26 protein-coding genes and 1 rRNA gene are annotated in these 26,434 nt (G+C 71.5%); 25 read left to right on the plus strand and 2 right to left on the minus strand.

Annotated features, from left to right (window positions below; all coding sequences use genetic code 11):
* Positions 1-11: 11 nt before the first annotated feature.
* Positions 12-1,550, plus strand: a complete 1,539-nt coding sequence (gene hflX / locus EDD26_RS09695; RefSeq protein ID WP_123697530.1) for a GTPase HflX — start codon at positions 12-14, stop codon at positions 1,548-1,550.
* Between the two features lie 3 nt (positions 1,551-1,553).
* Here hflX and lexA read toward each other — a convergent pair whose 3' ends face one another.
* Positions 1,554-2,177 carry a transcriptional repressor LexA gene (gene lexA / locus EDD26_RS09700; protein ID WP_123697531.1) on the minus strand — a complete coding sequence of 208 codons (624 nt, stop codon included), beginning with the start codon at positions 2,175-2,177 and terminating at the stop codon, positions 1,554-1,556.
* Positions 2,178-2,398: 221 nt separating this feature from the next.
* Between lexA and EDD26_RS09705 the strand changes: the two genes are divergently transcribed.
* From EDD26_RS09705 to EDD26_RS09730, 6 genes are read left to right on the plus strand one after another with little or no spacing between them, the layout of a single operon-like run.
* Complete coding sequence (locus tag EDD26_RS09705) at positions 2,399-2,761, plus strand: hypothetical protein (RefSeq protein WP_123697532.1); 363 nt, start codon at positions 2,399-2,401, stop codon at positions 2,759-2,761.
* Between the two features lie 49 nt (positions 2,762-2,810).
* Entirely contained in the window at positions 2,811-3,890 is a 1,080-nt protein-coding gene (locus EDD26_RS09710) for a histidinol-phosphate transaminase (RefSeq protein ID WP_123697533.1), read from the plus strand.
* Between the two features lie 9 nt (positions 3,891-3,899).
* The gene (gene hisB / locus EDD26_RS09715) at positions 3,900-4,499 is read left to right on the plus strand and encodes an imidazoleglycerol-phosphate dehydratase HisB (RefSeq protein WP_123697534.1); all 600 of its coding nucleotides are present in this window, start codon (positions 3,900-3,902) and stop codon (positions 4,497-4,499) included.
* Positions 4,499-5,134 (plus strand): imidazole glycerol phosphate synthase subunit HisH, encoded by a 636-nt coding sequence (gene hisH, locus EDD26_RS09720; RefSeq protein ID WP_123697535.1) that lies wholly within the window; start codon positions 4,499-4,501, stop codon positions 5,132-5,134. Before hisB ends, hisH begins: the two co-directional genes overlap by 1 nt.
* Positions 5,135-5,164: 30 nt before the next feature.
* Complete coding sequence (gene priA, locus EDD26_RS09725) at positions 5,165-5,914, plus strand: bifunctional 1-(5-phosphoribosyl)-5-((5-phosphoribosylamino)methylideneamino)imidazole-4-carboxamide isomerase/phosphoribosylanthranilate isomerase PriA (RefSeq protein WP_123697536.1); 750 nt, start codon at positions 5,165-5,167, stop codon at positions 5,912-5,914.
* Entirely contained in the window at positions 5,907-6,728 is an 822-nt protein-coding gene (locus tag EDD26_RS09730; RefSeq protein ID WP_123697537.1) for an SseB family protein, read from the plus strand. Before priA ends, EDD26_RS09730 begins: the two co-directional genes overlap by 8 nt.
* On the opposite strand, the gene EDD26_RS09735 is transcribed toward EDD26_RS09730, so the two are convergent.
* A complete protein-coding gene (locus EDD26_RS09735) occupies positions 6,725-7,081 on the minus strand; it encodes a DUF1844 domain-containing protein (RefSeq protein WP_245989841.1) in 357 nt (118 codons plus the stop codon). The genes EDD26_RS09730 and EDD26_RS09735 overlap by 4 nt on opposite strands.
* A 272-nt stretch (positions 7,082-7,353) precedes the next feature.
* Here EDD26_RS09735 and infC point away from each other — a divergent pair, with 272 nt between their 5' ends.
* The 18 genes from infC (at position 7,354) to EDD26_RS09825 (ending at position 26,353) form a co-directional block, all read left to right on the plus strand.
* Entirely contained in the window at positions 7,354-8,382 is a 1,029-nt protein-coding gene (gene infC, locus EDD26_RS09740) for a translation initiation factor IF-3 (RefSeq protein WP_245990089.1), read from the plus strand.
* 10 nt (positions 8,383-8,392) lie between these two features.
* Positions 8,393-8,587 (plus strand): 50S ribosomal protein L35, encoded by a 195-nt coding sequence (gene rpmI / locus EDD26_RS09745; RefSeq protein ID WP_123697539.1) that lies wholly within the window; start codon positions 8,393-8,395, stop codon positions 8,585-8,587.
* 34 nt (positions 8,588-8,621) lie between these two features.
* The gene (rplT, locus tag EDD26_RS09750) at positions 8,622-9,008 is read left to right on the plus strand and encodes a 50S ribosomal protein L20 (protein ID WP_123697540.1); all 387 of its coding nucleotides are present in this window, start codon (positions 8,622-8,624) and stop codon (positions 9,006-9,008) included.
* A gap of 1 nt (position 9,009) precedes the next feature.
* Positions 9,010-9,819 carry a TrmH family RNA methyltransferase gene (locus EDD26_RS09755; protein ID WP_123697541.1) on the plus strand — a complete coding sequence of 270 codons (810 nt, stop codon included), beginning with the start codon at positions 9,010-9,012 and terminating at the stop codon, positions 9,817-9,819.
* Between the two features lie 78 nt (positions 9,820-9,897).
* The gene (locus tag EDD26_RS09760) at positions 9,898-10,635 is read left to right on the plus strand and encodes an amino acid ABC transporter ATP-binding protein (protein ID WP_123697542.1); all 738 of its coding nucleotides are present in this window, start codon (positions 9,898-9,900) and stop codon (positions 10,633-10,635) included.
* A gap of 38 nt (positions 10,636-10,673) precedes the next feature.
* Entirely contained in the window at positions 10,674-11,597 is a 924-nt protein-coding gene (locus EDD26_RS09765) for a glutamate ABC transporter substrate-binding protein (protein ID WP_123697543.1), read from the plus strand.
* 63 nt (positions 11,598-11,660) lie between these two features.
* Entirely contained in the window at positions 11,661-12,308 is a 648-nt protein-coding gene (locus EDD26_RS09770; RefSeq protein ID WP_123697544.1) for an amino acid ABC transporter permease, read from the plus strand.
* A complete protein-coding gene (locus EDD26_RS09775; RefSeq protein ID WP_123697545.1) occupies positions 12,305-13,246 on the plus strand; it encodes an amino acid ABC transporter permease in 942 nt (313 codons plus the stop codon). Before EDD26_RS09770 ends, EDD26_RS09775 begins: the two co-directional genes overlap by 4 nt.
* Positions 13,247-13,273: 27 nt before the next feature.
* Complete coding sequence (gene pheS, locus EDD26_RS09780) at positions 13,274-14,320, plus strand: phenylalanine--tRNA ligase subunit alpha (protein WP_123697546.1); 1,047 nt, start codon at positions 13,274-13,276, stop codon at positions 14,318-14,320.
* Positions 14,320-16,788, plus strand: coding sequence for a phenylalanine--tRNA ligase subunit beta (gene pheT, locus EDD26_RS09785; RefSeq protein WP_123697547.1), 2,469 nt, complete (start codon positions 14,320-14,322; stop codon positions 16,786-16,788). The genes pheS and pheT overlap by 1 nt, the downstream gene beginning before the upstream one ends.
* A gap of 29 nt (positions 16,789-16,817) precedes the next feature.
* Positions 16,818-17,483 (plus strand): SIMPL domain-containing protein, encoded by a 666-nt coding sequence (locus EDD26_RS09790; protein ID WP_170165602.1) that lies wholly within the window; start codon positions 16,818-16,820, stop codon positions 17,481-17,483.
* A 9-nt stretch (positions 17,484-17,492) separates the two neighbouring features.
* The gene (argC, locus tag EDD26_RS09795; protein WP_123697549.1) at positions 17,493-18,539 is read left to right on the plus strand and encodes an N-acetyl-gamma-glutamyl-phosphate reductase; all 1,047 of its coding nucleotides are present in this window, start codon (positions 17,493-17,495) and stop codon (positions 18,537-18,539) included.
* A complete protein-coding gene (argJ, locus tag EDD26_RS09800) occupies positions 18,536-19,714 on the plus strand; it encodes a bifunctional glutamate N-acetyltransferase/amino-acid acetyltransferase ArgJ (protein ID WP_123697550.1) in 1,179 nt (392 codons plus the stop codon). The genes argC and argJ overlap by 4 nt, the downstream gene beginning before the upstream one ends.
* A complete protein-coding gene (gene argB, locus EDD26_RS09805; protein ID WP_123697551.1) occupies positions 19,704-20,645 on the plus strand; it encodes an acetylglutamate kinase in 942 nt (313 codons plus the stop codon). Before argJ ends, argB begins: the two co-directional genes overlap by 11 nt.
* Complete coding sequence (gene argF / locus EDD26_RS09810; protein ID WP_123697552.1) at positions 20,642-21,571, plus strand: ornithine carbamoyltransferase; 930 nt, start codon at positions 20,642-20,644, stop codon at positions 21,569-21,571. The genes argB and argF overlap by 4 nt, the downstream gene beginning before the upstream one ends.
* On the plus strand, positions 21,568-22,983 hold the full coding sequence (gene argH / locus EDD26_RS09815) for an argininosuccinate lyase (RefSeq protein WP_123697553.1): 1,416 nt from the start codon (positions 21,568-21,570) through the stop codon (positions 22,981-22,983). Before argF ends, argH begins: the two co-directional genes overlap by 4 nt.
* A gap of 19 nt (positions 22,984-23,002) precedes the next feature.
* The gene (gene tyrS / locus EDD26_RS09820) at positions 23,003-24,307 is read left to right on the plus strand and encodes a tyrosine--tRNA ligase (protein WP_123697554.1); all 1,305 of its coding nucleotides are present in this window, start codon (positions 23,003-23,005) and stop codon (positions 24,305-24,307) included.
* A 523-nt stretch (positions 24,308-24,830) separates the two neighbouring features.
* A 16S ribosomal RNA gene (locus tag EDD26_RS09825) occupies positions 24,831-26,353 on the plus strand.
* The last annotated feature ends 81 nt before the right edge of the window (positions 26,354-26,434 follow it).

Consider the following 26,434-nt stretch of genomic DNA (forward strand, 5'->3'; position numbering starts at 1 on the left):
AAGGACGAAGCATGGCAGCACCGCAGGACAGCGGACCCACCGGTCCCGGGCGCGCGACGGAGCGCATCCTGGCCTGGGCGGCGTCGGAGGACGACGTGCTCGGCGAGCGCGCGCAAGCGCTGCAGGACGACGACACCGCGCTCGACGCGGGGTTCGGCGACGACGTCGACGGCGCGCAGCTCGAGCGCGCGGATCGCGCTGCGCTCCGACGGGTCGACGGGCTGCGCACCGAGCTCGAGGACGTCACCGAGGTCGAGTACCGCCAGCTCCGGCTCGAGAACGTCGTGCTCGTCGGCGTCTACTCGGGCGGCGCGAGCGGTGCGGAGGACGCCGAGAACTCGCTGCGCGAGCTCGCCGCGCTCGCCGAGACAGCCGGCGCTCGGGTGCTCGACGGCATGCTGCAGCGCCGCCCCAACCCCGACCCCGCGACCTACGTCGGCCGCGGCAAGGCGGAGGAGCTCGCCGCCATCGTCAAGGAGCTCGGCGCCGACACCGTGATCGCCGACAGCGAGCTCTCACCGAGCCAGCGCCGCGCGCTCGAGGACCAGGTGAAGGTCAAGGTGATCGACCGCACGGCGGTGATCCTCGACATCTTCAGCCAGCACGCCACGAGCCGCGAGGGCAAGGCGCAGGTCGAGCTCGCGCAGCTCGAGTACCTGCTGCCGCGACTGCGCGGCTGGGGCGAGTCGATGTCGCGCCAGGCTGGTGGCCAGGTCGGCGGCCAGGGCGCGGGCATGGGCTCGCGCGGACCGGGTGAGACGAAGATCGAGCTCGACCGCCGTCGCATCCACACCCGCATGGCGCGGCTGCGGAAGCAGATCAAGGGCTTCGGGCCCGCGCGGCAGGCGAAGCGCGCGAACCGCGACCGCTTCGAGGTGCCGGGCGTCGCGATCGTGGGCTACACCAACGCCGGCAAGTCGAGCCTGCTCAACCGCATCACCGGCGCGGGCGTGCTGGTCGAGAACGCGCTGTTCGCGACCCTCGACGCGACGGTGCGGCGCTCGACCACGCCCGACGGCCGCGAGTTCACGATCGCCGACACGGTCGGCTTCGTGCGCAACCTGCCGCACCAGCTCGTCGAGGCGTTCCGCTCGACGTTCGAGGAGGTGGCGGAGTCGGACGTCGTCGTGCACGTCGTCGACGCGAGCCACCCGGACCCGGCGGCGCAGATCGCGACCGTGCGCGACGTGCTGGGCGAGACGGGCGCGCGCTCGATCCCCGAGGTCGTCGTGTTCAACAAGGCCGACCTCATCAGCGACGACGAGCGGCTCGTGCTGCGCGGTCTGCAGCCGGACGGCGTCTTCGCCTCCGCGCGGACGGGCGAGGGCGTCGACGCGATCCTCGCGAGGATCGCCGAGCTGCTGCCGCGGCCCGAGGTCGCGGTGTCGCTGCTCGTGCCGTTCGACCGTGGCGACATCATCGCGATGCTCCACGACCGCTTCGAGGTGCTGCGCGAGGCCTACGAGGAGGCGGGCACGCGCGTCGACGCGAAGGTCACCGAGGCGGCGCTCGCGCAGCTGGCGGAGTTCCGGGTCGAGCCGGCCGCCTGACGCCTAGACGGCTCGCAGCACGGCGACGACGCGACCCAGCACGTCGGACTCGTCGCCGAGGATCGGCTCGAACGCCGAGTTGCGGGGCAGCAGCCACGTGTGGCCGTCGCGCTGCTTGAAGACCTTCACGGTGGCCTCGCCGTCGAGCATCGCGGCGACGATGTCGCCGTTGTCGGCCGTCTGCTGCTGTCGCACGACGACCCAGTCGCCGTCGCAGATCGCGGCGTCGATCATCGAGTCGCCGACGACCTTGAGCATGAAGAGGTCGCCGGTGCCGACGAGCTGCTTCGGCAGCGGGAAGACGTCCTCGACCTGCTGCTCCGCCGTGATCGGGATGCCGGCGGCGATGCGGCCGACGAGCGGCACGAACGTGGCCTGGTCGACGCTGCCGGCGGTCTCGTCGACCTCGTCGTCGACGAGCACCTCGATGGTGCGGGGGCGCGAGGGGTCGCGGCGGATCGCGCCGGCGAGCTCGAGCTGGCCGAGCTGGTGGGTGACGCTCGAGAGCGAGGAGAGCCCGACGGCGTCGCCGATCTCGCGGTAGCTGGGCGGGTAGCCGCGCTGGCGCACCGCTCGCTGGATCATCTGCAGGATCGCCTGCTGCTTGTCCGTCAGCTGCCTCGCCATGCCCGCCCGCTCTCGATGTCAGTAGCCCCTGCTTGACTCCTGGTGGTTCGAAAGCGTATCCGACAGGGTGCCCGGATCAAACGGATGTTCGAGCGTGTCGTGGAGATTCTCCGCGACAGGGCTTGACGCATCCGTGGAATCGAAGATAGGTTCGAAACAGAGATTCGCGGCCGGTGCTCCCGGCCGAGCACCGGCTGCGGATCCCACGAGAGGAGCAGGCCATGACTGCCATCGCCACCGCACGCATCACCGGCACGCCGACCGTCCGGGTGCGCATGACGCCGCGCGGTCGCCGCGCCCTCGCGCTGCTCGTCGCCGCCCCCGTCATCGTCGCGGGCACCCTTGCCGGTGCCGGCGTCCTGGGCGGCGCGCTCGCCGGCGCCGTCGCGTCGTCCTCCACCAGCACCGCCGAGTTCGAGCACATCACGGTGCTGCCGGGCCAGTCGCTCTGGCAGATCGCCGAGGCCGTCGCCCCCGAGGCCGACCCGCGCGACGTGATCGCCGAGATCGAGCTGCTCAACGGCATCGCCGGCGCGATCCAGCCCGGCGAGCAGCTGGCGATCCCCGCGCACTACTCGCGCTGAGCGCGGGGCCGCGCCCGGCGCGGCTCGCGCGCCGTCCTAGGCTGGTTCGGTGACGAGCCTCGACGACCTCCCCATCCGCGACGACCTGCGCGGGCTGACGCCGTACGGCGCCCCGCAGCTCGACGTGCCGGTGCGGCTCAACGTCAACGAGAACGCCTACCGCGTGCCGGAGGCGGTCGCGCTCGACATCGTGCAGGAGATCGCTCGCGCGCTCCCGGACGCGAACCGCTATCCGGACCGCGAGTTCGACGCGCTCCGCCGTGCCTTCGCCGACTACCTCGGGCACGGCCTCGAGCCCGCGCAGCTGTGGGCGGGCAACGGCTCGAACGAGGTGCTGCAGCACGTGCTGCAGGCCTTCGGCGGCCCCGGCCGCTCGCTGCTGTCGTTCACCCCCACGTACTCGATGTACCCGCTGCTCGCGCAGGGCGTCGGCATGCGGTGGGTGCCGGTGCCGCGCGCCGCCGACTTCACCATCAGCCCGGACGCCGTGCGCGCCGCGATCGCCGAGCACGACCCGGACGTCGTCTTCCTCTGCTCGCCCAACAACCCCACCGGCACGGCGATCGGCCTCGACGTCGTCGAGGCCGCCGCCGAGGCTGCGCGCGGCATCGTGCTCGTCGACGAGGCGTACGCCGAGTTCGCGCACGACCGCAGCCAGACCGCGCTCTCGCTGCTCGACCGGTACCCGCGCCTGCTGGTCTCCCGCACGATGAGCAAGGCGTTCGCGTTCGCCGGCATCCGCGTCGGCTACCTCGCCGCGCACCCCGCGGTCGTCGATGCGCTCCGGCTCGTCCGGCTCCCGTACCACCTGTCGGCGATCACGCAGGCTGCTGCGGTCGCCGCGCTCCGCCACAGCGACGAGATGCTGTCGCGCGTCGACGAGCTGCGCACCCAGCGGGACCGGATCGTCGACGAGCTGACGGCCATGGGCTTCGACCCCTACCCGTCCGACGCCAACTTCGTGCTCGTCGGCGGCGTCGCCGATCCGCAGGCGACGTTCCGCGCGCTGCTCGACCGCGGCATCCTCGTGCGCGACGTCGGCCTGCCGCACACGCTGCGCATCACCGCCGGCACGCGGGCCGAGACGAGCGCGCTGCTGGCCGCGATGGCCGAGCTCGGCGCGGAATAGGATCGACGCATGGCCCGCACTGCTTCCATCGAGCGCACGACGAGCGAGTCGAGCATCCGCCTCTCGCTCGACCTCGACGGCGACGGCACCTCGTCGATCTCGACGACCGTGCCGTTCTACGACCACATGCTGACGGCCTTCGCGAAGCACTCGCTCATCGACCTCACGGTCGAGGCGTCCGGCGACACCGACATCGACGCGCACCACACCGTCGAGGACACCGCGATCGCGCTCGGCCTCGCGCTCGCAGAGGCGCTCGGCGACAAGGCAGGGGTGCGGCGCTACGGCGACGCCACCGTGCCGCTCGACGAGGCCCTCGCGCGCGCCGTCGTCGACCTCTCCGGTCGCCCCTTCCTCGTGCACGGCGGCGAGCCGGCCGGCTTCGAGCTCCACCGCATCGGCGGCCACTTCACCGGCTCGCTCGTGCGGCACGTCTTCGAGGCGATCACCCTGAACGCCCGGATCACCGCGCACGTCGAGGTGCTCGCCGGCCGCGATCCCCACCACGTCGCGGAGGCCGAGTTCAAGGCCTTCGCGCGCGCGCTCCGGGTCGCGGTCGAGCGCGACCCCCGCGTCACCGGCGTGCCGTCGACCAAGGGCGCGCTCTGATGGCGGCGCGTCCCCGCGTCGCCCTGCTCGACTACGGGCTCGGCAACGTGCACTCCGCCGCGAAGGCGCTCGAGGCGGCCGGCGCCGACGTGACGCTCACCGCCGACCGCAGCGCGGTCATGGAGGCCGACGGCCTCGTCGTGCCGGGCGTCGGCTCGATGGCCGCGTGCATGGCCGGCATCCAGGCGATCCGCGGCGGCGAGCTCATCGGCCGACGCCTCGCGGGCTCTCGCCCGGTGCTCGGCATCTGCGTGGGCATGCAGGTGCTCTTCTCGAGCGGCGAGGAGGGCGGCAGCCCGACCGTCGGCCTCGACGAGTGGCCCGGCACGATCCGCCGGCTGCAGGCCGACATCCTGCCCCACATGGGCTGGGCGCAGGTCGACGCCCCCGACGACTCCACGCTCTTCGCCGGGCTCCGCGACGAGCGCTTCTACTTCGTGCACTCCTACGCGGCCACCGAGTGGAGCATCGACCCGCACCCGCGCATCCGCCAGCCGCGCGTGACGTGGGCCGAGCACGGCGAGCGATTCATCGCCGCCGTCGAGAACGGCCCCCTCGCCGCCACCCAGTTCCACCCCGAGAAGTCGGGCGACGCGGGCATCCGCCTGCTGCGGAACTGGGTCAGCGGCCTCTGAGCTCCTACCCCCGGAAGGCATCGAACCCCCATGACCGACTTCAACCAGTCGCCCAAGCTCCAGCTGCTGCCCGCCATCGACGTCGCCGACGGCAAGGCGGTGCGGCTGACGCAGGGCAAGGCCGGCACCGAGACGTCGTTCGGCAGCCCGGTCGAGGCCGCCGAGGACTGGGTGCGGCAGGGCGCCGAGTGGCTGCACCTCGTCGACCTCGACGCCGCCTTCGGCCGCGGCGACAACCGCGGCGTGATCAAGAAGGTCATCAAGGCGGTCCGCGGCCGGGTGCAGGTCGAGCTCTCGGGCGGCATCCGCGACGAGTCCTCGCTCGAGGCCGCGCTCGCCACCGGCGTGAAGCGCATCAACCTCGGCACCGCGGCCCTCGAGAACCCGGAGTGGACGGCCTCCGTCATCGCGGAGTACGGCGAGCAGATCGCGGTGGGCCTCGACGTGCGCGGCACCACGCTCGCGGCACGAGGCTGGACCCAGGACGGCGGCGACCTGTGGGATGTGCTCGATCGGCTCGAGGCCGCCGGGTGCAGCCGCTACGTGGTCACCGACGTCACGAAGGACGGCACCCTCCAGGGCCCGAACATCGAGCTGCTGCGGCAGGTCGCCGAGCGCACCGAGAAGCCCGTCGTCGCCTCCGGCGGCATCGCGAGCCTCGACGACATCGCCGCGCTCCGCGAGCTCGTGCCGCACGGCGTCGAGGGCGCCATCGTCGGCAAGGCGCTCTACGCGGGCGCGTTCACGCTCGCCGCCGCGCTCGACGTCGCGAGTGCCTGAGGCGGCAGACTCGGCCGGGCGGCCGTGGGCCGGCCGCTCGTTCGACCACCACGACACCGCCTACGCCGGCGACGACGGCTCGCCGCCCGCCGGCTACCGGGAGGCGGTGCGCGCCCTCGCCGACGGGACCGCCGGCCGGGCAGCCGTCGTCGACGCGCTGCGCGGCGAGCGCCTGCTCGTGCCGCTGCTCGCGGCGGCGGGGGAGATGGGCGTCGACGACCGCGGCAGGACCGTCGACAAGACGCAGGAGCTGTCGATCGTCACGGTGCTGGGTCCCGACGGCGAGCCGATCCTGCCGATGTTCTCGGGCGTCGACGCCATGCAGGCGTGGAACCCGCGGGCACGCCCGGTGCCCACGAGCGTCCAGCGCGCCGCGGCTGCCGCGCTGGACGGACCGGCGCGCATCGTCGTCGACCCGGGCGGCGAGGGCGAGTTCGTGCTCGGCCGCTCGATGCTCACCGCGCTGCTGACCGACGAGCCCTGGCGCTGGGGGGTCGAGGATCCGGCCGTGCACGCCGCCGTGCTCGACGCGCTGCTCGCAGCACCGGCCGTGCAGGCGGTCGTGCTCGCGACGGGCGATCCGCGCTGCACGCTGGTCGGCGCGGAGCTCGAGGTGCACGCGCTCGTCGACCGCACGCCCGACGCCGCCGGCCAGGTGCAGCGCGCGGCGCAGGCGCTCGGCGGCGCGGAGGTCGTGCGGGAGCGCATCGCGAGCGTCGCCGTGCGGGTGCACCGCTGGGACGGCGGTGCCGCGAGCCTGCCGCTCGTGGCGCCCGCAGCGCTCGCCGTCACGCGCGCCGAGCTCGAGCGCTAGTTGACCGGCCCGGTGAACTTCTCGCCCGGACCCTTGCCGGGCGCGTCGGGGATGGTGCTCGCCTCGCGGAAGGCGAGCTGCACCGAGCGCAGGCCGTCGCGCAGCGGCGCGGCGTGGATGCCGCCGATCTCGGCCGCGGCGGCCGTCACGAGCCCTGCGAGGGCGTTGATGAGCTTCCGCGCCTCGTCGAGGTCGAGCTGCTGCTCGGGGTCGTCGGCGAGCCCGACCTTCACGGCGGCCGCGCTCAGCAGGTGGATCGCGACGGTGTTGATCAGCTCGACCGCGGGCACCTCGGCGATGTCGCGCATCTCGGCGATGGCGTCGTCGTGGTCGTGCTGCATCGCGTCGGTCATCGCACTCTTCTCCCGAAGGTCGGTCTCTGGTAGGCTTCTGCAGGTTTCGGGCTTCGCGCCCGGAGGTGAAAGAGGAGCAATCCCACCCGCAGTCGTTCCAGGCTAACGGGTCAACGGCACCGCGACGCTTCGTCGCCAGGTGCTGAGCCGCGCAGCAGATCCGCGCGTCGGCTCCTCGTTCGCCGTGCACCAGCACACAGCACGCAAACGAGAAGGAGCCCGCGATCAGCGATCCCCGCACCAATGAGCGCATCCGCGTCCCTGAAGTCCGACTGGTCGGCCCTGCCGGCGAGCAGGTCGGCGTCGTCCGGGTCGAGGATGCCCTTCGCCTTGCCCGCGAGGCAGAGCTCGACCTCGTCGAGGTCGCGCCCGACGCCCGCCCGCCCGTCGTCAAGATCATGGACTTCGGCAAGTTCAAGTACGAGCAGGCTCAGAAGGTCAAGGAAGCACGTCGCAACCAGGCGAACACGGTCCTCAAGGAGGTCCGGTTCCGGCTCAAGATCGACGAGCACGACTACGAGACCAAGCGCAAGCGCGCCGAGGGCTTCCTGAAGGCCGGCGACAAGGTCAAGGCCATGATCCTGTTCCGCGGCCGCGAGCAGTCGCGCCCCGAGCTGGGTGTGCGCCTGCTGCAGCGCTTCGCGGAGGACATCGGCGAGTTCGGCTCGGTCGAGTCGTCGCCGACGATCGACGGACGCAACATGGTCATGATCGTCGGTCCGATGCGCTCGAAGTCGGACGCGAAGGCGGAGCTCAACGCCGCCCGCTCGGCCCAGCGCGCCGCCGACCAGGAGAAGCGTCGTGCCGAGGCCGAGCGCCAGGCGGCGCACCAGGCCGCCCTCGATGCCGAGCGTCCCGCTCGTCCGGTGCTGCCCGCCCGCAGCGCCGCGACCGGTGACTCGGAGTCGCGCTCGTCGCGCCCCTCGACCGGCACCTCGCGGCCGGCCAGCAGCTCGCGCCCCGCGAGCAGCTCGTCGTCGCGCCCGTCGAGCGCCTCGAGCTCGTCGCGCCCGTCGTCGGAGTCGTCGGACTCGCGCCCCCGCCAGACGGCGCGCACCGTGCAGCCGACCCCGGCCGGCGCACCGCGCCCGTCCATGGCGCCGCGCCCCGCGTCCGCGTCGCCCGCCGCCGCGAAGCCGGCCGGCACCCCTTCCGCCGCGCCCGCGGCTCCGAAGCCCGCCGCGAAGCCCGCGGTCCCGAAGCCCGCGGCCACGCCCGCGGCGCCCTCGGCGGCCGGCAAGCCCGCAGCGCCCAAGGCCAAGCCCGCAGGTCCGCCCGCCGGCAAGCCAGCATCCGAGTAGGAGAAAAAGAATGCCCAAGCAGAAGACGCACTCCGGTGCGAAGAAGCGCTTCAAGATCACCGGCACCGGCAAGATCCGCAAGCAGCAGGCCGGCATGCGCCACAACCTCGAGGTGAAGTCGTCGGTCCAGACGCGCCGCCTCAACAAGGACAAGGTGCTCGCGCCCGCCGACGCCAAGATCATCAAGAAGCTGCTCGCCCGCTGACGCGCGCGACTGAGAGACAAGAGAGAACAGACTCATGGCACGTGTCAAGAGGGCGGTCAACGCCCACAAGAAGCGTCGCGTCATCCTCGAGCAGGCCTCCGGCTACCGGGGCCAGCGCTCGCGCCTGTACCGCAAGGCGAAGGAGCAGCTGCTCCACTCGCACGTCTACGCCTTCCGTGACCGCAAGGCCAAGAAGGGCGACTTCCGCCGCCTGTGGATCCAGCGCATCAACGCCGCGTCGCGCGCGAACGGCCTGACCTACAACCGCCTGATCCAGGGCCTCGGCCTCGCGGGCATCGAGGTCGACCGTCGCATGCTCGCCGAGCTCGCCGTGCACGAGCCCGCCACGTTCGCGACCCTCGTCGAGGCAGCGAAGGCGGCCCTGCCGGCCGACACGTCGGCGCCGAAGAACGCAGCCTGACATGCTCGACAGCCCCCGCGCGCCCCGCGTGCGAGAGGCTGCGAGACTCCAGCAGCGAACAGCCCGGTCATCGACCGGGCTGTTCCTGTTGGAGGGCCCCGCGTCGCTCGACGAGGCGGTGCGCTGGCAGCCCGCGCAGCTCGTCGAGGTCTTCGTCACCGACGCCGCGCGCGAGCGCCACGCCGACCTGCTCGAGCGGGCCGGGCAGCATGCCACGCTGACCGCCGTCTCCGACCGCGCGCTCGCCGCGCTCGCCGACACCGTGCACCCGCAGGGCGTCGTGGCCGTCGCCCGCCAGTCGCCCGTGCGGCTCGAGGACGCGATCGAGCGCGCCGCCGCAGAGGAGCACCCGCTCGTCGCGATCCTCCACGAGGTGCGCGACCCCGGCAACCTCGGCACGATCCTGCGCGCGGCCGACGCCGCCGGCGCATCCGCCGTCATCGTCACGGCCAACTCCGTCGACCCCTACGCGCCCAAGGTCGTGCGCGCCACCACCGGGTCGCTCTTCCACGTCGACATCGCCGTCGGCGCCTCGACGCTCGACGCCGTCGAGGCCGCTGCGGCCGCCGGGCTCTCGGTGCTCGCGGCCGACGTGACGGGGGAGGACCTCGTCGCGCTGCAGGCCGAGGGCGTGCTCGCCCGACCCACCGCGTGGCTGTTCGGCAACGAGGCGCGCGGGCTCGACGCCAAGACGCTCGCCCTCGCGGACCGCGCGGTGCGGCTGCCCGTCTACGGACGCGCGGAGTCGCTCAACCTCGCGACCGCTGCGTCGGTCTGCCTCTACCAGAGCGCGTTCGCCCAGCGCAGCTGACGGGCGCCGTGTAACCGTTTCGTTTCGATCCGGGGATCGCGCGCTCAGCCGGGCCATAGGTCGTGCTTTGATGGCGGCATGCAGCCCCTCGTCGAGCTCGACCACGTCAACAAGCACTACGGCGAACTCCACGTGCTGAACGACATCAACGTCAGCATCCCCAAGGGCCAGGTCGTCGTCGTCATCGGGCCCTCCGGCTCCGGCAAGTCGACGTTCTGCCGCGCCATCAACCGCCTCGAGACGATCGACGACGGCGAGATCCGCATCGACGGCGTCAAGCTGCCCTCCGAGGGCAAGGGCCTCGCGCAGCTGCGGGCCGACGTCGGCATGGTCTTCCAGTCGTTCAACCTCTTCGCGCACAAGTCGATCCTCGAGAACGTGACCCTCGGCCCGATGAAGGTGCGGGGCAAGAAGCGCAAGGAGGCGGAGGAGCAGGCGATGGTGCTGCTCGAGCGCGTCGGCATCGCCAACCAGGCCAACAAGATGCCCGCCCAGCTCTCGGGCGGGCAGCAGCAGCGCGTCGCGATCGCCCGTTCGCTCGCGATGGAGCCGAAGCTCATGCTCTTCGACGAGCCCACGAGCGCGCTCGACCCCGAGATGATCAACGAGGTGCTGGACGTCATGGTCGAGCTCGCGCACGGCGGCATGACCATGATCACGGTCACGCACGAGATGGGCTTCGCCCGCAAGGCGGCGGACCGCGTGCTCTTCATGGCCGACGGCAAGGTGCTCGAGGACTCGACGCCGGAGTCGTTCTTCTCGAACCCGCAGACCGAGCGGGCCCAGGACTTCCTGTCGAAGATCCTCACCCACTGACCCCTTCCCGAAGCACCACCACTCAAGGAGAAGCACCCATGCGCACCAAGCTGACGCTGGGCGTCGCCGCCGTCGCGGTCCTCGCCCTCACCGCGTGCGGCGGCCCTGCCGGCACCACGTCGTCCGAGGCCCCCGAGGAGCCCGCGGAGACGGGCGCGGCCACCGAGCACCCCTACGGCCTGGAGGTCGCCGAGGCGCCCGAGTTCGAGGCCGGCACCACCATGGCCGAGCTCGCCGAGGCAGGCTCGATCACGATCGGCACGAAGTTCGACCAGCCGCTGTTCGGCCTCGTCGGCCCGGACGGCGCGCCCGAGGGCTTCGACGTCGCCGTCGGCTCCCTGATCGCGGCCGAGCTGGGCATCCCGTTCGAGGGCATCCAGTGGGAGGAGACCGTCTCCGCCAACCGCGAGACGTTCATCGAGAACGGCACCGTCGACCTCGTCGCGGCGACGTACACGATCAACGACGCCCGCAAGGAGAAGATCGACTTCGCCGGGCCGTACTACGAGGCCGGCCAGGCGCTCATGGTGCTGGCGGGCAACCCCGAGGGCCTCACCGGTCCCGATGACGTCTCCGGCCTCCAGGTCTGCTCCGTCGAGGGCTCGACCCCGGCAGCGCGCATCGTCGACGAGTACGGCGCCGTGCTGAACGCGACCGACACCTACTCCAACTGCCTCGACCCGCTGCGCAACGGGCAGGTCGTCGCGGTCACGACCGACAACGTGATCCTGGCCGGCTTCGTCGACCAGAACGCCGGCGAGTTCGAGCTCGTCGACGGCGGCGCGACCTTCACGCAGGAGCCCTACGGCCTCGGCATCGAGAAGGGTGACGACGAGTTCCGCACGTTCATCAACGACGTGCTCGAGGAGGCCGTCGCCGACGGCACCATGGCGTCGCTCTGGGAGCAGACGGCAGGCGCTGTGCTGCCGACCCCCGAGTTCCCGGCACCCGACCGCTACTGATCGATCACCCGAGCCGGGTGCGGGAGGTCCTCCTCCCGCACCCGGCCGCCGGATGAGGGACTGATGCAAGCACTTCTCGAGAACTGGCCGCTCTGGCTGCAGGGCATGGGCGCGACACTGCTGCTGACCGCAGTCGTGACGCTCATCGGCCTGCCCATCGGCATCCTGCTGGCGGGCATGCGGGTGTCGCCCGTGGCCGCGCTGCGCGTGGTGGCGGCCGTCTGGACGGAGGTCGCGAGGAACACCCCGCTGACGCTCGTGTTCTTCTTCACCGCCTTCGTGCTCCCCAAGCTCGGCATCGTCCTCGACTTCACCCTCGGCGCGATCATCGCCCTCACCTACTACACGAGCGCCTTCTTCGCCGAGGCGGTGCGCTCGGGCATCAACTCGGTGCCGCTCGGCCAGGCGGAGGCGTCCCGGTCGATCGGGCTCGGCTTCGGCCAGACGATGAGCCTCGTGATCCTGCCGCAGGCCTTCCGCAGCGTGCTGCCGCCGGTCATCAACGTCGTGATCGCGCTCGTCAAGAACACGTCGGTGGCGCTCGGCTTCTTCGTCTTCGTGCTCGTCTCGGTCGCCCAGCGCCTCTCCAACACCTACGGCGACCAGTCGCTCCAGATCTTCCTGGGGATCGCGCTGAGCTACCTCATCATCACGGTGCCGCTCGGCCAGCTGGTCGACGCCCTCGAGCGCAAGTGGAGCGTGCAGCGATGAGCGGCTCGGTCCTCTTCGACGCCCCCGGGCCCAACGCGATCAAGCGGTCGCGCATCCTCTCGATCGTCTTCGCGGTCGTCGCAGTCGCCGCGCTCGCGCTCGCCGCCTACCAGCTGTGGCTCGGCGGGGCCTTCTACCAGGACCGCTGGGACATCTTCCAGGACCCGCAGCTGTGGTTCGGCGCGCGCGGCCTCATGGTCGGCCTCGGCACCACGCTCTCGATCGCCGCCATCGCCGCCGTCGGCGCGATGGTCCTCGGCATCGTCTTCTCGATCCTGCGCAACGCCTACACGCCGTGGGTGCGGGTGCCGGTCACGATCGTGCTCGAGTTCTTCCGCGGCATGCCCGTGCTGCTGATGATGCTGTTCATCCTCATCGTCTTCTCGACCGGCGCCTACTGGGCCGTCGTCTGGGCGCTCATCGTCTACAACGGCGCGATCATCGGCGAGGCCCTCCGCGCCGGCATGAAGTCGCTGCCGAAGGGCCAGCGCGAGAGCGGACTGGCGATCGGCCTCACGCCGCTGCGCACGACGCTCGAGATCGAGCTGCCGCAGGCGCTCCGCATCATGCTGCCGATCATCCTCGCGCAGCTCATCGTGCTGCTGAAGGACACCTCGCTCGGCTACATCGTCGGCTCGCCGGAGATCATCCGCATCGGCCGTCAGCTCGTCGACTTCTACGACCGCCAGGGCGGCCCCTACGCGCTCTCCATGTTCTTCGTGATGCTCGCGATCTTCCTCGCCATCAACCTGAGCCTGTCCGCCATCGTGCGCGCGCTGGCCAAGCGGATGGCGCGCCCGCGCCGCGGCGGACGCAACCTCGACGGCACCGCGACGCAGGCGATCCCGCTCTCGACGCAGGCGATGCGCGAGGTCACCGACCCGCAGGCGGACATCACGCGGCTGCCGGGCGCGGGCGTGGGCGGCCAGGGAGGCTGACCCCTCGGCGCTCGGTAGGATCGTCGGGTGCCAACCCCCGATGCTCACGCCGACCTCGGCGCGCGCGTCGACGCCGCGGTGACCGCGGCGCTCGCCGCGATCGACGCCGCCTCGACGACCGCCGACCTGCAGGCCGCGAAGTCCGCCCACAACGGGCAGGGCAGCGAGCTCGCCTCGCTCAACGCGAGCCTGCGCGACATCGCTCCCGCCGACCGCAAGGCGGCGGGTCAGACGATCGGCGCCGGCCGCGCTCGGGTCGCCGACGCGATCGCCGCGCGCCAGGCAGAGCTCGCGCTCGTCGAGGAGGCCGCGCAGCTCGAGGCTGAGCGGGTCGACGTCACCGCGCTGCCGCGCATCCGGTCGCGCGGCGGGCGCCACCCGCTGACGATGCTCATGGACGAGATGAGCGACGTCTTCGTCGGGATGGGCTGGGAGGTCGCCGAGGGACCGGAGCTCGAGCACGAGTGGTACAACTTCGACGCGCTCAACGTCGACCCCGACCACCCCGCCCGCAGCGAGTCCGACACCTTCTACGTCGCGCCGGCCGACCGGCACATGGTGCTGCGCACGCAGACGAGCCCCGTGCAGGTGCGCACGCTGCTGACCCGCGAGCTGCCGACGTACATCGTCGCGCCCGGCCGCGTCTACCGCACCGACGACATCGACGCCACGCACCTGCCGGTGTTCACGCAGCTCGAGGGCCTGGCCGTCGACAAGGGCATCACGATGGCGAACCTCCGCGGCACGCTCGAGCACCTCGCGCGCGCCATGTTCGGCGAGGAGGCGAAGATCCGCCTGCGCCCCAACTACTTCCCGTTCACCGAGCCGAGCGCCGAGATGGACGTGTGGCACCCCGGCATGCGCGGCGGCGCGCGCTGGGTCGAGTGGGGCGGGTGCGGCATGGTCAACCCGAACGTGCTGCGCGCCGCGGGCGTGGACCCCGACGTCTACTCCGGCTTCGCGTTCGGGATGGGCATCGAGCGCACCCTCCAGTTCCGCTACCTGCTCGACGACATGCGCGACATGATCGAGGGCGACGTCCGCTTCACGGAGCAGTTCGGGATGGTGATCTGATGCGGATCCCGCTGTCATGGCTCGGCGAGCTGGTCGAGATCCCGAAGGACGACACCGCCGACTGGCTGCACGCGACGCTCGTGCGCGTGGGCTTCGAGGAGGAGGCCGTCCACGGCGGCGAGCTCCGCGGTCCGATCGTCGTCGGCCGCGTGCTCGAGATCGTGGAGGAGCCGCAGAAGAACGGCAAGACGATCCGCTGGTGCCAGGTCGACGTCGGCGAGGCCAACGGCGGCGTGCGCGGCATCGTCTGCGGTGCGCTCAACTTCGTCGAGGGCGACCGCGTGGTCGTCACCCTGCCCGGTTCGGCGCTGCCCGGCGGCTTCGAGATCGCCGCCCGCAAGACCTACGGCCACGTCTCCGACGGCATGATCGCCTCGGAGCGCGAGCTCGGCCTCGGCGACGACCACGACGGCATCATGCGCCTCGACGTGCTCGGCATCCCCGGTGAGATCGGCGACGACGCGCTCGCCATCCTCGGGCTCGACGACCAGGCCGTCGAGATCAACGTCACGCCCGATCGCGGCTACGCGCTGTCGCTGCGCGGCATCGCCCGCGAGGTGGCATCGGCGACCGGGCAGGCCTTCCGCGATCCAGCGGCGCTCGAGCCGGGCACGGCATCCGGATTCCCGGTCGAGCTGCGCGATGCGGCGCCCATCCGGGGTCGCGCGGGCTGCTCGCGCTTCGTCGCGCGCGTCGTGCGCGGCATCGACCCGAGCCGGCCGACCCCGACCTGGCTCGCGTCCCGCCTGCGGCTCGCGGGCATCCGCTCGATCTCGCTCCCGGTCGACATCACGAACGCCGTGATGCTCGAGCTCGGCCAGCCCATCCACGGCTACGACCTCGGCAAGCTCCGCGGCGGCATCGTCGTGCGGCGCGCGGCCGAGGGGGAGCGCCTCACGACGCTCGACGGCGCAGACCGCGCGCTGTCGACCGAGGACCTGCTCATCACCGACGACCGCGGCGCGATCGGCCTCGCCGGCGTCATGGGCGGCGCCGAGACCGAGATGGACGCGTCGACGACCGACGTGCTCATCGAGGCCGCGACGTTCGACGCGGTCACGATCGGCCGCACCGCCCGCCGCCACAAGCTGTTCTCCGAGGCGTCCAAGCGCTACGAGCGCGGGGTCGACCCGGCCGTCGCCGCTGCCGCGGCGGCGCGCGTCGCCCAGCTCCTCGTCGAGCTCGCGGGCGGCACGATCGACGAGCTCGGCGCCGACGTGGGCGACGTGCCCGCGATGGCGCCCATCACCATCCCGGTCGGCTACTGGAGCACCTACACCGGTGCCGACTACACCGTCGACGAGGCGCGCGACGCGCTCGAGCGGATCGGCGCGACCATCGACGAGGCCCCGGATGCCTGGACGGTCACGCCGCCCACGTGGCGCCGCGACCTCGTCGACCGCGAGGGCCTCGTCGAGGAGGTCGCCCGCATCGTCGGGTTCGACCGCATCCCCTCGGTGCTGCCGGTCGCGCCTCCCGGGCGCGGCTACACGCGGCCGCAGCGGCTGCGCCGGCGGGTCGCTGACGCCCTCGCCTCGACCGGGCTCACCGAGGTGCTCGTCGCGCCCTTCGTGAGCGAGCAGCAGGCCAGGCTCACCGGCGCCGAGCCCGTGCGGCTCGAGAACCCGCTCGACGGCGAGCGCCCGTGGCTGCGCACCGCGCTGCTGCCGGGCATGCTCGACACCGCGCACCGCAACCTCGGCCGCGGGCTCACCGACCTCGCGCTCTTCGAGCTCGGCCGGGTGTTCCACGCGGTCGACGGCCAGGGCACGGAGTCGCTGCCCGCGTCGACCAGCCGCCCGGAGGATGACGCGCTCGCCGAGCTCGACCGCCTGCCCGCCCAGCCCGACCACGCGGCCGTGCTGCTGGTCGGCGAGCGGGTGCGCAAGCAGCCCGGTGTCGCAGCCGTGCGCTACGGCATCGCCGACGCGGTCGAGGCGGCGGAGCGCATCGCCCGCACGCTCGGCCTCGAGCTCGAGCTGCGCCAGTCGGAGCGGCCCTGGCTGCACCCCGGCCGCACGGCGGAGCTGCTGCTCGGCGAGACGGTCGTCGGGCTGGCGGGCGAGCTGCTGCCCGCGGTCGCGGCGGCAGCGGACCTGCCGCGCGTCGTCGCGGTGGCCGAGCTCGACCTCAGCCTGCTCATCGCACGAGCCCGCGTCAGCCTCGACACGCAGCGCATCGCGCCCGTGCCCGCCGCGACGCAGGACCTCTCAGTGGTCGTCCCCGTCGACGTGCCGGCCGGCGACGTGCGTCGCGCGGTCCGCGACGGCGCCGGTGCGCTGCTCGAGCACATCGCGCTCGTCGACGACTACCGAGGCGCCGGGCTCGGCGAGGACGAGAAGTCGCTCACGTTCGCGCTCCGGTTCCGCGCCGACGACCGCACGCTCACCGCGGCCGAGGCATCGGAGGCGAAGCTCGCCGGCCTCGCGGTCGCGACCGAGCGGCACGGCGCGCGCCTGCGGGAGTAGCGCCAGGCGCCACGAGTAGCATGCGGCGCATGGTCGAGATCCTGGTGCGCGGCGAGGCCGTCGAGCGAGCGGCCGCCGAGCGCGCCACCGTCACCGTCCAGTCGCGGTGGCAGGCGGATGCGCCGGACGAGGCGATGGGCCGGGTCGCGACCGGGCACGCCCGGGTGGCGGCCGAGGCGAAGGCCTTCGCCGCCTCGGGCGCCGTCGAGTCGTGGCACGCCGACCGCGTCTGGGTCTCGCACCACCGGGAGTGGGTGGGGGAGGGCCAGCCGCAGCGACTGGTCTTCACCGCCTCCGCATCCGTGACCGCGACCTTCGTCGACGTCGAGGCGCTCGGCGCGTGGATCGGCGACCTCGGCGTGGAGCAGCTGCACGAGGTCGGCGGCATCGCGTGGTCGCTCGCCGAGGGCACCGAGCGCGAGCTCGCCGGCCGCGCCCGCTCCCGCGCCATCGCCGACGCCGTGGCTCGGGCCGCCGACTACGCGGCGGCGGCCGGGCTCGGCACGCCGGCCATCACGAGCATCCGCGAGCCGGAGGCGACGGCACCGCGCCCGCCGATGGCGAAGGCGCGCGGCATCGAGCTCATGGCGGCGAGCGACAGCGGCGCCGCCATCGAGCTGGCCGCTGGCGAGCTCGAGGTGCGCGCCGCCGTCGAGGTCGGCTTCGCGGCGGAAGCGGATCGGGCGGGCGACTAGCCTGGAGGCATGAGCCTCTCCGTCGCCGTCGCAGGCGCGAGCGGGTACGCGGGCGGCGAGCTGCTCCGGCTGCTCGCCCAGCACCCCGAGCTGGAGGTGCGCACGGTCACGGCGCACGCCAATGCCGGGCAGCCCCTCGTCTCCGTCCACTCCAACCTGCGCTCCCTCGCCTCGCTGACCTTCCAGGAGACGACTGCGGAGGTGCTGGCGGGGCACGACGTGGTCTTCCTCGCGCTCCCGCACGGGCACTCGGGCGGCATCGCCGCGCAGCTCCCGGAGTCGACGCTCATCGTCGACGCGGGCGCCGACCACCGGCTCCACGACGCCGCCGACTGGCAGCGCTTCTACGGCACGGAGCACGCCGGCTCCTGGCCCTACGGCATGCCGGAGCTCATCCTCGCCGACGGCGGCCGGCAGCGCCGCGAGCTGCGCGCCGCGCGCCGCATCGCGGTGCCCGGCTGCAACGCGACCGCGGTGACGCTCGCCGCCGCACCCGGCATCGCCGCGGGCCTCATCGACGCGACGGCGCTCACGTCGGTGCTCGCCGTCGGCTCCTCCGGCGCCGGCCGCGCCGCGAAGACGAACCTGCTCGCGGCCGAGCTCACCGGCTCCGCGACGCCCTACGGCGTCGGCGGCACGCACCGCCACCTGCCCGAGATCGCGCAGAACCTGCGCGCGGTCGGGGCCACCGACATCCGCCACTCCTTCACGCCGGTGCTCGTCCCGATGACGCGCGGCATCCTCGCGACCGTCACGGCACCGCTCGTCGGCGATGTGACGGCCGACGAGGTGCGCGGCGCGTGGCTGTCGGCGTACGGCGAGGAGCGCTTCATCCACATGCTCCCGGCGGGCACCTTCCCGCGCACCGCCGACGTGCTCGGCTCGAACTCCGTGCACATCGGCGTCGGCCTCGACGACGAGGCCGGCCGCGTCGTGATGATCGCCGCGATCGACAACCTCGGCAAGGGCACGGCGGGTGCGGCGATCCAGTCGGCCAACATCGCGCTCGGCTTCGACGAGCAGATGGGTCTGCCGATCGACGGGGTCGCGCCGTGAGCGTGACCGCCGCGAGCGGCTTCCGGGCGGCCGGTGTCGCCGCGGGCGTCAAGGCGTCGGGTGGCCTCGACGTGGCCCTCGTCGTGAACGACGGGCCGCTCGACGCGGCGGCCGCCGTCTTCACCTCGAACCGCGCGAAGGCCAACCCGGTGCTCTGGAGCCAGCAGGCGATCGCCGGCGGCACCGCGCGAGCCGTGATCCTGAACGCGGGCGGCGCGAACTGCTTCACGGGCGCGTTCGGCTTCCAGACGACGCACCAGACGGCCGAGCGGGTCGCCGAGCGGCTCGGCACGGCAACGCAGCCGATCGGCGCGATCGACGTGCAGGTGTGCTCGACCGGACTCATCGGCGTCGGCGACGAGGCGTTCCGCGCCGCCGTGCTGCGCGGGGTCGACCTGACCGCGGATGCGCTCGCGGCCGACGACGCTGCCGGCCTCGCCGCCGCGCAGGCGATCATGACGACCGACTCGAAGCCCAAGCAGGCGGTCGTGACGACCGACGGCTTCACCGTCGGCGGCATGGCGAAGGGCGCCGGCATGCTCGCGCCGGGGCTCGCGACGATGCTCGTCGTGCTCACCACCGACGCCCAGGCCGACGCCGACGTGCTCGACCGGGCGCTCCGGGCGGCCACCAGCACGACGTTCGACCGGCTCGACTCGGACGGCTGCATGTCGACGAACGACACCGTGCTGCTGCTCGCGTCGGGCGCGTCCGGCTCGCGGCCCGACGAGGCGGCGCTCACCGCCGCCGTCACCGCGGTGTGCGACGACCTCGCGGCGCAGCTGCACGGCGACGCCGAGGGCGCCACCCACGACATCGCCATCGAGGTGCGCTCCGCCGCGAGCGAGGAGGAGGCGGTCGTCGTCGCCCGCTCGGTCGCGCGGTCCAACCTGTTCAAGGCGGCGATCTTCGGCAACGACCCCAACTGGGGCCGCGTGCTCGCCGCGATCGGCACGACCGATGCGTCCTTCGATCCCTACGCCGTCGACGTGCACTTCAACGGCGTGCGCGTCTGCCACGCGGGCGAGCCCGACCGGCCGCGCGAGGAGGTCGACCTCTCGCCGCGCGCGACGCACATCCTCATCGAGCTGTTCGCGGGCGACGCGACCGCGACCGTGCGCACGAACGACCTCACGCACGACTACGTCCACGAGAACTCCGCATATGCCAGCTAGGGCCGAGGCGGCGGCGCACAAGGCCGCGACGCTCATCGAGTCGCTGCCGTGGCTCGAGCGCTTCCGCGGCGCGACCATGGTCGTCAAGTACGGCGGCAACGCCATGGTGAGCACCGAGCTGCAGCGCGCGTTCGCCGAGGACATGGTCTACCTGCGCCACGTCGGCATCCAGCCCGTGGTCGTCCACGGCGGCGGGCCGCAGATCAACGAGGCGCTCCGCATCCACGGCATCGAGAGCGAGTTCCGGGGCGGCTACCGCGTCACGAGCCGCGAGGCGATGGACGTCGTGCGGATGGTGCTCACCGGCCAGGTCGGGCGCACGCTCGTGTCGCTCATCAACGCGCACGGACCGCTCGCGGCCAGCCTCTCCGGCGAGGACGCGGGCCTCTTCACCGGCCGCCGACGCGGTGCCGTGATCGACGGCGAGGAGGTCGACCTCGGCCAGGTCGGCGACGTCGTGGCGGTCGACCCGGCAGGCGTCCACCGGCTCCTCGACGCCGGGCTCATCCCGGTCGTCTCGTCGATCGCGCCCGACGGCGACCGGCCGGGGGAGAGCCTCAACATCAACGCAGACGCCGCGGCCGCCGCGCTCGCCGCAGCGCTCGGCGCGCAGAAGCTCGTCATCCTCACCGACGTCGAGGGGCTCTACCGCGACTGGCCCGACCGCGACTCGCTCATCAGCGAGATCACCGACGACGAGCTCGAGGCGCTGCTGCCGACGCTCGAGTCGGGCATGATCCCGAAGATGCAGGCGTGCCTCACCGCCGTGCGCGCCGGCGTGCCGAAGGCCGCGATCATCGACGGCCGCTCGCCGCACTCGATCCTCACCGAGATCTTCACGAGCGCGGGCTCGGGCACCGAGGTCGTGCGCGCCACGCCCTCGAGCCCGGCATCCGCGCACGCACCCACCCAGACAGGGGACCCCGCATGACCCGCCACTTCCTCCGCGACGACGACCTGAGCCCCGCCGAGCAGCGCGAGGTGCTCGAGCGCGCGGTGCGGATGAAGCAGGACCGCTACGGCGAGCGCCCGCTCGACGGCCCCCGCTCGGTCGCCGTGATCTTCGACAAGTCGTCGACGCGCACGCGCGTGTCGTTCCACGTCGGCATCTCCGACCTCGGCGGCTCGCCGCTCATCATCTCGACCGCGTCGAGCCAGCTCGGCGGCAAGGAGACCGCGGCCGACACCGCTCGCGTGCTCGAGCGCCAGGTGGCCGCGATCGTGTGGCGCACCTACGCGCAGGCGGGCCTCGAGGAGATGGCCGCCGGGACGACGGTGCCGGTCGTGAACGCGCTCTCCGACGACTTCCACCCGTGCCAGCTGCTCGCCGACCTGCTCACGATGCAGGAGCACAAGGGCGAGCTCGCGGGCCTCACCGTCGCCTTCGTCGGCGACGGCCGGTCGAACATGGCGCAGTCCTACCTGCTCGCGTGCGCGACCGCCGGCATGCACGTGCGCGTCGGCGCGCCGGCCGAGTACGTGCCGGAGTCGAGCGTGGTCGCGGATGCGCAGCGCATCGCCGCCGAGACGGGCGGCAGCGCGACGGTCGTGACGAGCGCGACCGAGGCTGTCGCCGGCGCCGACGTCGTCGTCACCGACACCTGGGTGTCGATGGGCAAGGAGGACGAGAAGGCCGAGCGCGTCGCGACCTTCGGCGGCTTCAAGGTCGACCAGGCGCTCATGGACCTCGCGTCGCCCGACGCGGTCTTCATGCACTGCCTGCCCGCCGACCGCGGCTTCGAGGTGACGGCCGACGTCATCGACGGCCCGCAGTCGATCATCTGGGACGAGGCGGAGAACCGGCTGCACGCGCAGAAGGCGCTGCTCGCGTGGCTGCTCGAGCGGGCCGACGCATGAGCGACCAGCAGGGCACGAACGAGGGATCGCTGTGGGGCGGCCGGTTCGCCTCCGGCCCCAGCCCCGAGATGGCGCGGCTGTCGAAGTCGACGCACTTCGACTGGCGGCTCGCGCAGCTCGACATCCGCGGCTCGAAGGCGCATGCCACCGCGCTGCACGTCGCCGGGCTGCTCGACGACGCGGAGCTCACCGCGATGCGGGCGGCGCTCGACGAGCTGAGCGACCGGGTCCGCAGCGGTGCGTTCGCCGCGGCGGCGTCCGATGAGGACGTGCACGGCGCCCTCGAGCGCGGCCTCATCGAGATCGTCGGGCCGGAGCTCGGCGGCCGGCTCCGCGCCGGCCGCTCCCGCAACGACCAGATCGCGACGCTCGTGCGCGTGTGGATGCTCGAGGAGACCGACGAGGTCGAGCGCGGCATCCGCGCGGTGATCGAGGCGCTGCGCATGCAGGCCGATGCGCATCCGACCGCGCCGATGCCGGGCCGCACCCACCTGCAGCACGCGCAGCCGGTGCTGCTCGCGCACCACCTGCTCGCGCACGCCTGGCCGCTGCTGCGCGACCTCGAGCGGCTCGCCGACTGGCGGGTGCGCGCGAGCGAGTCGCCCTACGGCGCCGGTGCGCTCGCCGGCTCGACGCTCGGGCTCGACCCGGCCGTCGTCGCGGACGAGCTGGGGCTCGCGGCGCCGAGCCCGAACTCCATCGACGCGACGAGCGCGCGCGACGTCGTCGCCGAGCTGACCTTCGTGCTGACGATGACGGCGATCGACCTCTCGCGGCTCGCCGAGGAGGTCATCTTCTGGTCGACGCGCGATGTCGGCTTCGCGAGGCTGCACGACGGGTTCTCGACCGGGTCGTCGATCATGCCGCAGAAGAAGAACCCCGACATCGCCGAGCTCGCCCGCGGCAAGGCGGGCAGGCTCATCGGCGACCACGCCGGCCTGCTCGCGACGCTCAAGGCGCTGCCGCTCGCGTACAACCGCGACCTGCAGGAGGACAAGGAGCCCGTCTTCGACGCCGTCGACCAGCTGCAGGTGCTGCTGCCGGCCTTCGCCGGGATGGTCGCCACCCTCGACTTCGACGAGGCCAGGATGCGCGAGGGCGCGGCCGCCGGCTACGCGCTCGCGACCGACGTCGCCGAGTGGCTCGTGAAGCGGCGCGTGCCGTTCCGCGAGGCCCACGAGATCTCTGGCGCGCTCGTGCGGCTGTGCGAGCAGCGCGGCATCGAGCTCGACGAGGCGAGCGACGACGAGTACCGGAGCGTGAGCGAGCACCTGACGCCCGAGGTGCGCGAGGTGCTGACGGTCGACGGGGCCATCGCGTCGCGCGACGGCATCGGCGGCACGGCTCGCAGCGCGGTCGATGCGCAGCTCGCGACCCTCGACGCGCGCCTCGCGCGCCTCGACGGCCGCTGATCCCCGGTAGGTTCGAACCGTGATCGATCCCGCGCCCATCCAGCTCGACCCCGCATTCGACAACGTGTGGGACGAGCTGCAGTACCGCGGCAGCGTGCACGTCTCGACCGATCCTGAGGCGCTGCGCACGCTGCTCGGCGGCGACCCGATCACCTTCTACTGCGGCTTCGACCCGACCGCGCCGAGCCTGCACCTCGGCAACCTCGCGCAGCTGATCGTGATGCGCCGGCTGCAGCTCGCTGGCCACCGGCCGCTCGCCCTCGTGGGTGGCTCGACCGGCCTCATCGGCGATCCGAAGCCGACGAGCGAGCGGCAGCTCAACACGCGGGAGACCGTCGCCGAGTGGGTGACCTACCTGCAGGCGCAGGTGCTGCGCTTCCTCTCGGACGAGGGGGAGAGCGCCGTGCGGCTCGTCAACAACCTCGACTGGACGGCGCCGCTGTCGACGGTCGACTTCCTCCGCGAGGTGGGCAAGCACTTCCGCGTCGGCACCATGCTCCGCAAGGACGCGGTCGCGGCGCGGATGGAGTCCGACGAGGGCATCTCCTACGCCGAGTTCAGCTATCAGGTGCTGCAGGGGATGGACTTCCTCGAGCTGCACCGGCGGTACGGCTGCCTGATGCAGACCGGCGGCAGCGACCAGTGGGGCAACCTGACCGCCGGCACGGAGCTGCTGCGGAAGGCCGAGGGCGTGCATGCGCACGCGATCGGCACCCCGCTCATCACCGACGCCGAGGGCCGCAAGTTCGGCAAGAGCGAGGGCAACGCCGTCTGGCTCGACGCCAACCTGACGACGCCGTACGCGATGTACCAGTTCTGGCTCAACCAGGACGACGCGATCGTCGTGCAGCTGCTCAAGTCGTTCACGTTCCTGCCGCAGGAGCGGATCGAGCAGCTGGCGACCGCCACCGCCGAGGCGCCCTTCCGGCGCGAGGCGCAGCGGGTGCTCGCGATCGAGGCGACGTCGTTCATCCACGGCGCGGACGCGACGCAGCAGGCGATCGACGCATCGCAGGCGCTGTTCGGCAGCGGCGACCTCGCCGCCCTGGACCTCCCGACGCTCGCCGCCGCGGTCGGATCGCTCGACAAGCAGGCGACCGCGACGCCGGATGCGCCGGTGCTGCAGCTGCTGCAGGAGACCGGTCTCGTCGACTCGCTCTCCGACGGCAGGCGCGCGATCGCCCAGGGCGGGGTGTCGGTGAACAACGAGCGGATCGACGACCCGGGCGCCACGCTCGACGGTCGGCTGCTGCACGGGCGCTTCGCCGTGCTGCGGCGCGGCAAGAAGACGCTCGCGGGCGTCGACGCCGCCCCCGCAGCCTGAGTCCCCGGGCGACACGCCCGGGATGTGCGTGGTTTGCGGGGTGGGGGTGTGGCCCGTGTAACGTAATCCCTCGTCACCCCAAAGACGCAGAGCCGGACTGGCCAGCGGATCAAGAGGGACCACCTCCTCGCCGATAGGCGCCACGCTGTAGCGTGTCGCGTCTGGTGCGAGTACGGTGACAGATCACTTCAATGTTGACAGTGCGGAGCGCTCGGCGCGACGGACGGCTGCCTGGTGCGGTCGGCTGGCGCGGGTTCGGTTCTGCACCGCGTGTCGATTTGACACGGGCTGAGAAGTGGTTACGATAGAGAAGTTGCCCCGGCACGGATCCAGAGATGGTGAGGTACGGGAGCGTCTGATCCTTGAGAACTCAACAGCGTGCACAATGTCAAATGCCAAAATATTAACTCGTCGTCCCTTCGGGGACAACGATTCCTTTGGATGAGACAGATTGTCAGTAGACAGTCTATTTTGTCAGCATCAAACTCGCTGCCGTCGGCTTGCCGGCGGTATGCAACTTTTCTTTACGGAGAGTTTGATCCTGGCTCAGGACGAACGCTGGCGGCGTGCTTAACACATGCAAGTCGAACGATGAAGGAGGAGCTTGCTCCTCCGGATTAGTGGCGAACGGGTGAGTAATACGTGAGCAATGTGCCCTTGACTCTGGGATAAGCGCTGGAAACGGCGTCTAATACCGGATACGACGACCGGAGGCATCTCCTGGTCGTGGAAAGAACTTCGGTCAAGGATCAGCTCACGGCCTATCAGCTAGTTGGTGAGGTAACGGCTCACCAAGGCGACGACGGGTAGCCGGCCTGAGAGGGTGACCGGCCACACTGGGACTGAGACACGGCCCAGACTCCTACGGGAGGCAGCAGTGGGGAATATTGCACAATGGGCGCAAGCCTGATGCAGCAACGCCGCGTGAGGGACGAAGGCCTTCGGGTTGTAAACCTCTTTTAGCAGGGAAGAAGCGAAAGTGACGGTACCTGCAGAAAAAGCACCGGCTAACTACGTGCCAGCAGCCGCGGTAATACGTAGGGTGCAAGCGTTGTCCGGAATTATTGGGCGTAAAGAGCTCGTAGGCGGTTTGTCACGTCTGCTGTGAAAACCCGAGGCTCAACCTCGGGCTTGCAGTGGGTACGGGCAGACTAGAGTGCGGTAGGGGAGATTGGAATTCCTGGTGTAGCGGTGGAATGCGCAGATATCAGGAGGAACACCGATGGCGAAGGCAGATCTCTGGGCCGTAACTGACGCTGAGGAGCGAAAGCATGGGGAGCAAACAGGCTTAGATACCCTGGTAGTCCATGCCGTAAACGTTGGGAACTAGATGTGGGGACCATTCCACGGTCTCCGTGTCGTAGCTAACGCATTAAGTTCCCCGCCTGGGGAGTACGGCCGCAAGGCTAAAACTCAAAGGAATTGACGGGGGCCCGCACAAGCGGCGGAGCATGCGGATTAATTCGATGCAACGCGAAGAACCTTACCAAGGCTTGACATATACGAGAACGCACTGGAGACAGTGAACTCTTTGGACACTCGTATACAGGTGGTGCATGGTTGTCGTCAGCTCGTGTCGTGAGATGTTGGGTTAAGTCCCGCAACGAGCGCAACCCTCGTCCTATGTTGCCAGCACGTAATGGTGGGAACTCATGGGATACTGCCGGGGTCAACTCGGAGGAAGGTGGGGATGAGGTCAAATCATCATGCCCCTTATGTCTTGGGCTTCACGCATGCTACAATGGCCGGTACAATGGGCTGCGATACCGCAAGGTGGAGCGAATCCCAAAAAGCCGGTCTCAGTTCGGATTGAGGTCTGCAACTCGACCTCATGAAGTCGGAGTCGCTAGTAATCGTAGATCAGCAACGCTACGGTGAATACGTTCCCGGGCCTTGTACACACCGCCCGTCAAGTCATGAAAGTCGGTAACACCCGAAGCCAGTGGCCTAACCTTTTGGAGGGAGCTGTCGAAGGTGGGATCGGTGATTAGGACTAAGTCGTAACAAGGTAGCCGTACCGGAAGGTGCGGCTGGATCACCTCCTTTCTAAGGAGCATCTCGCCGGCTCAGCCGGCGCAGAGCCACTTCGGTCGCACACGTCGACCGGTGGTCAGCTCAAGGGTGGAA

The organism is Agrococcus jenensis, from assembly GCF_003752465.1.
GTDB classification, from domain to species: domain Bacteria; phylum Actinomycetota; class Actinomycetes; order Actinomycetales; family Microbacteriaceae; genus Agrococcus; species Agrococcus jenensis.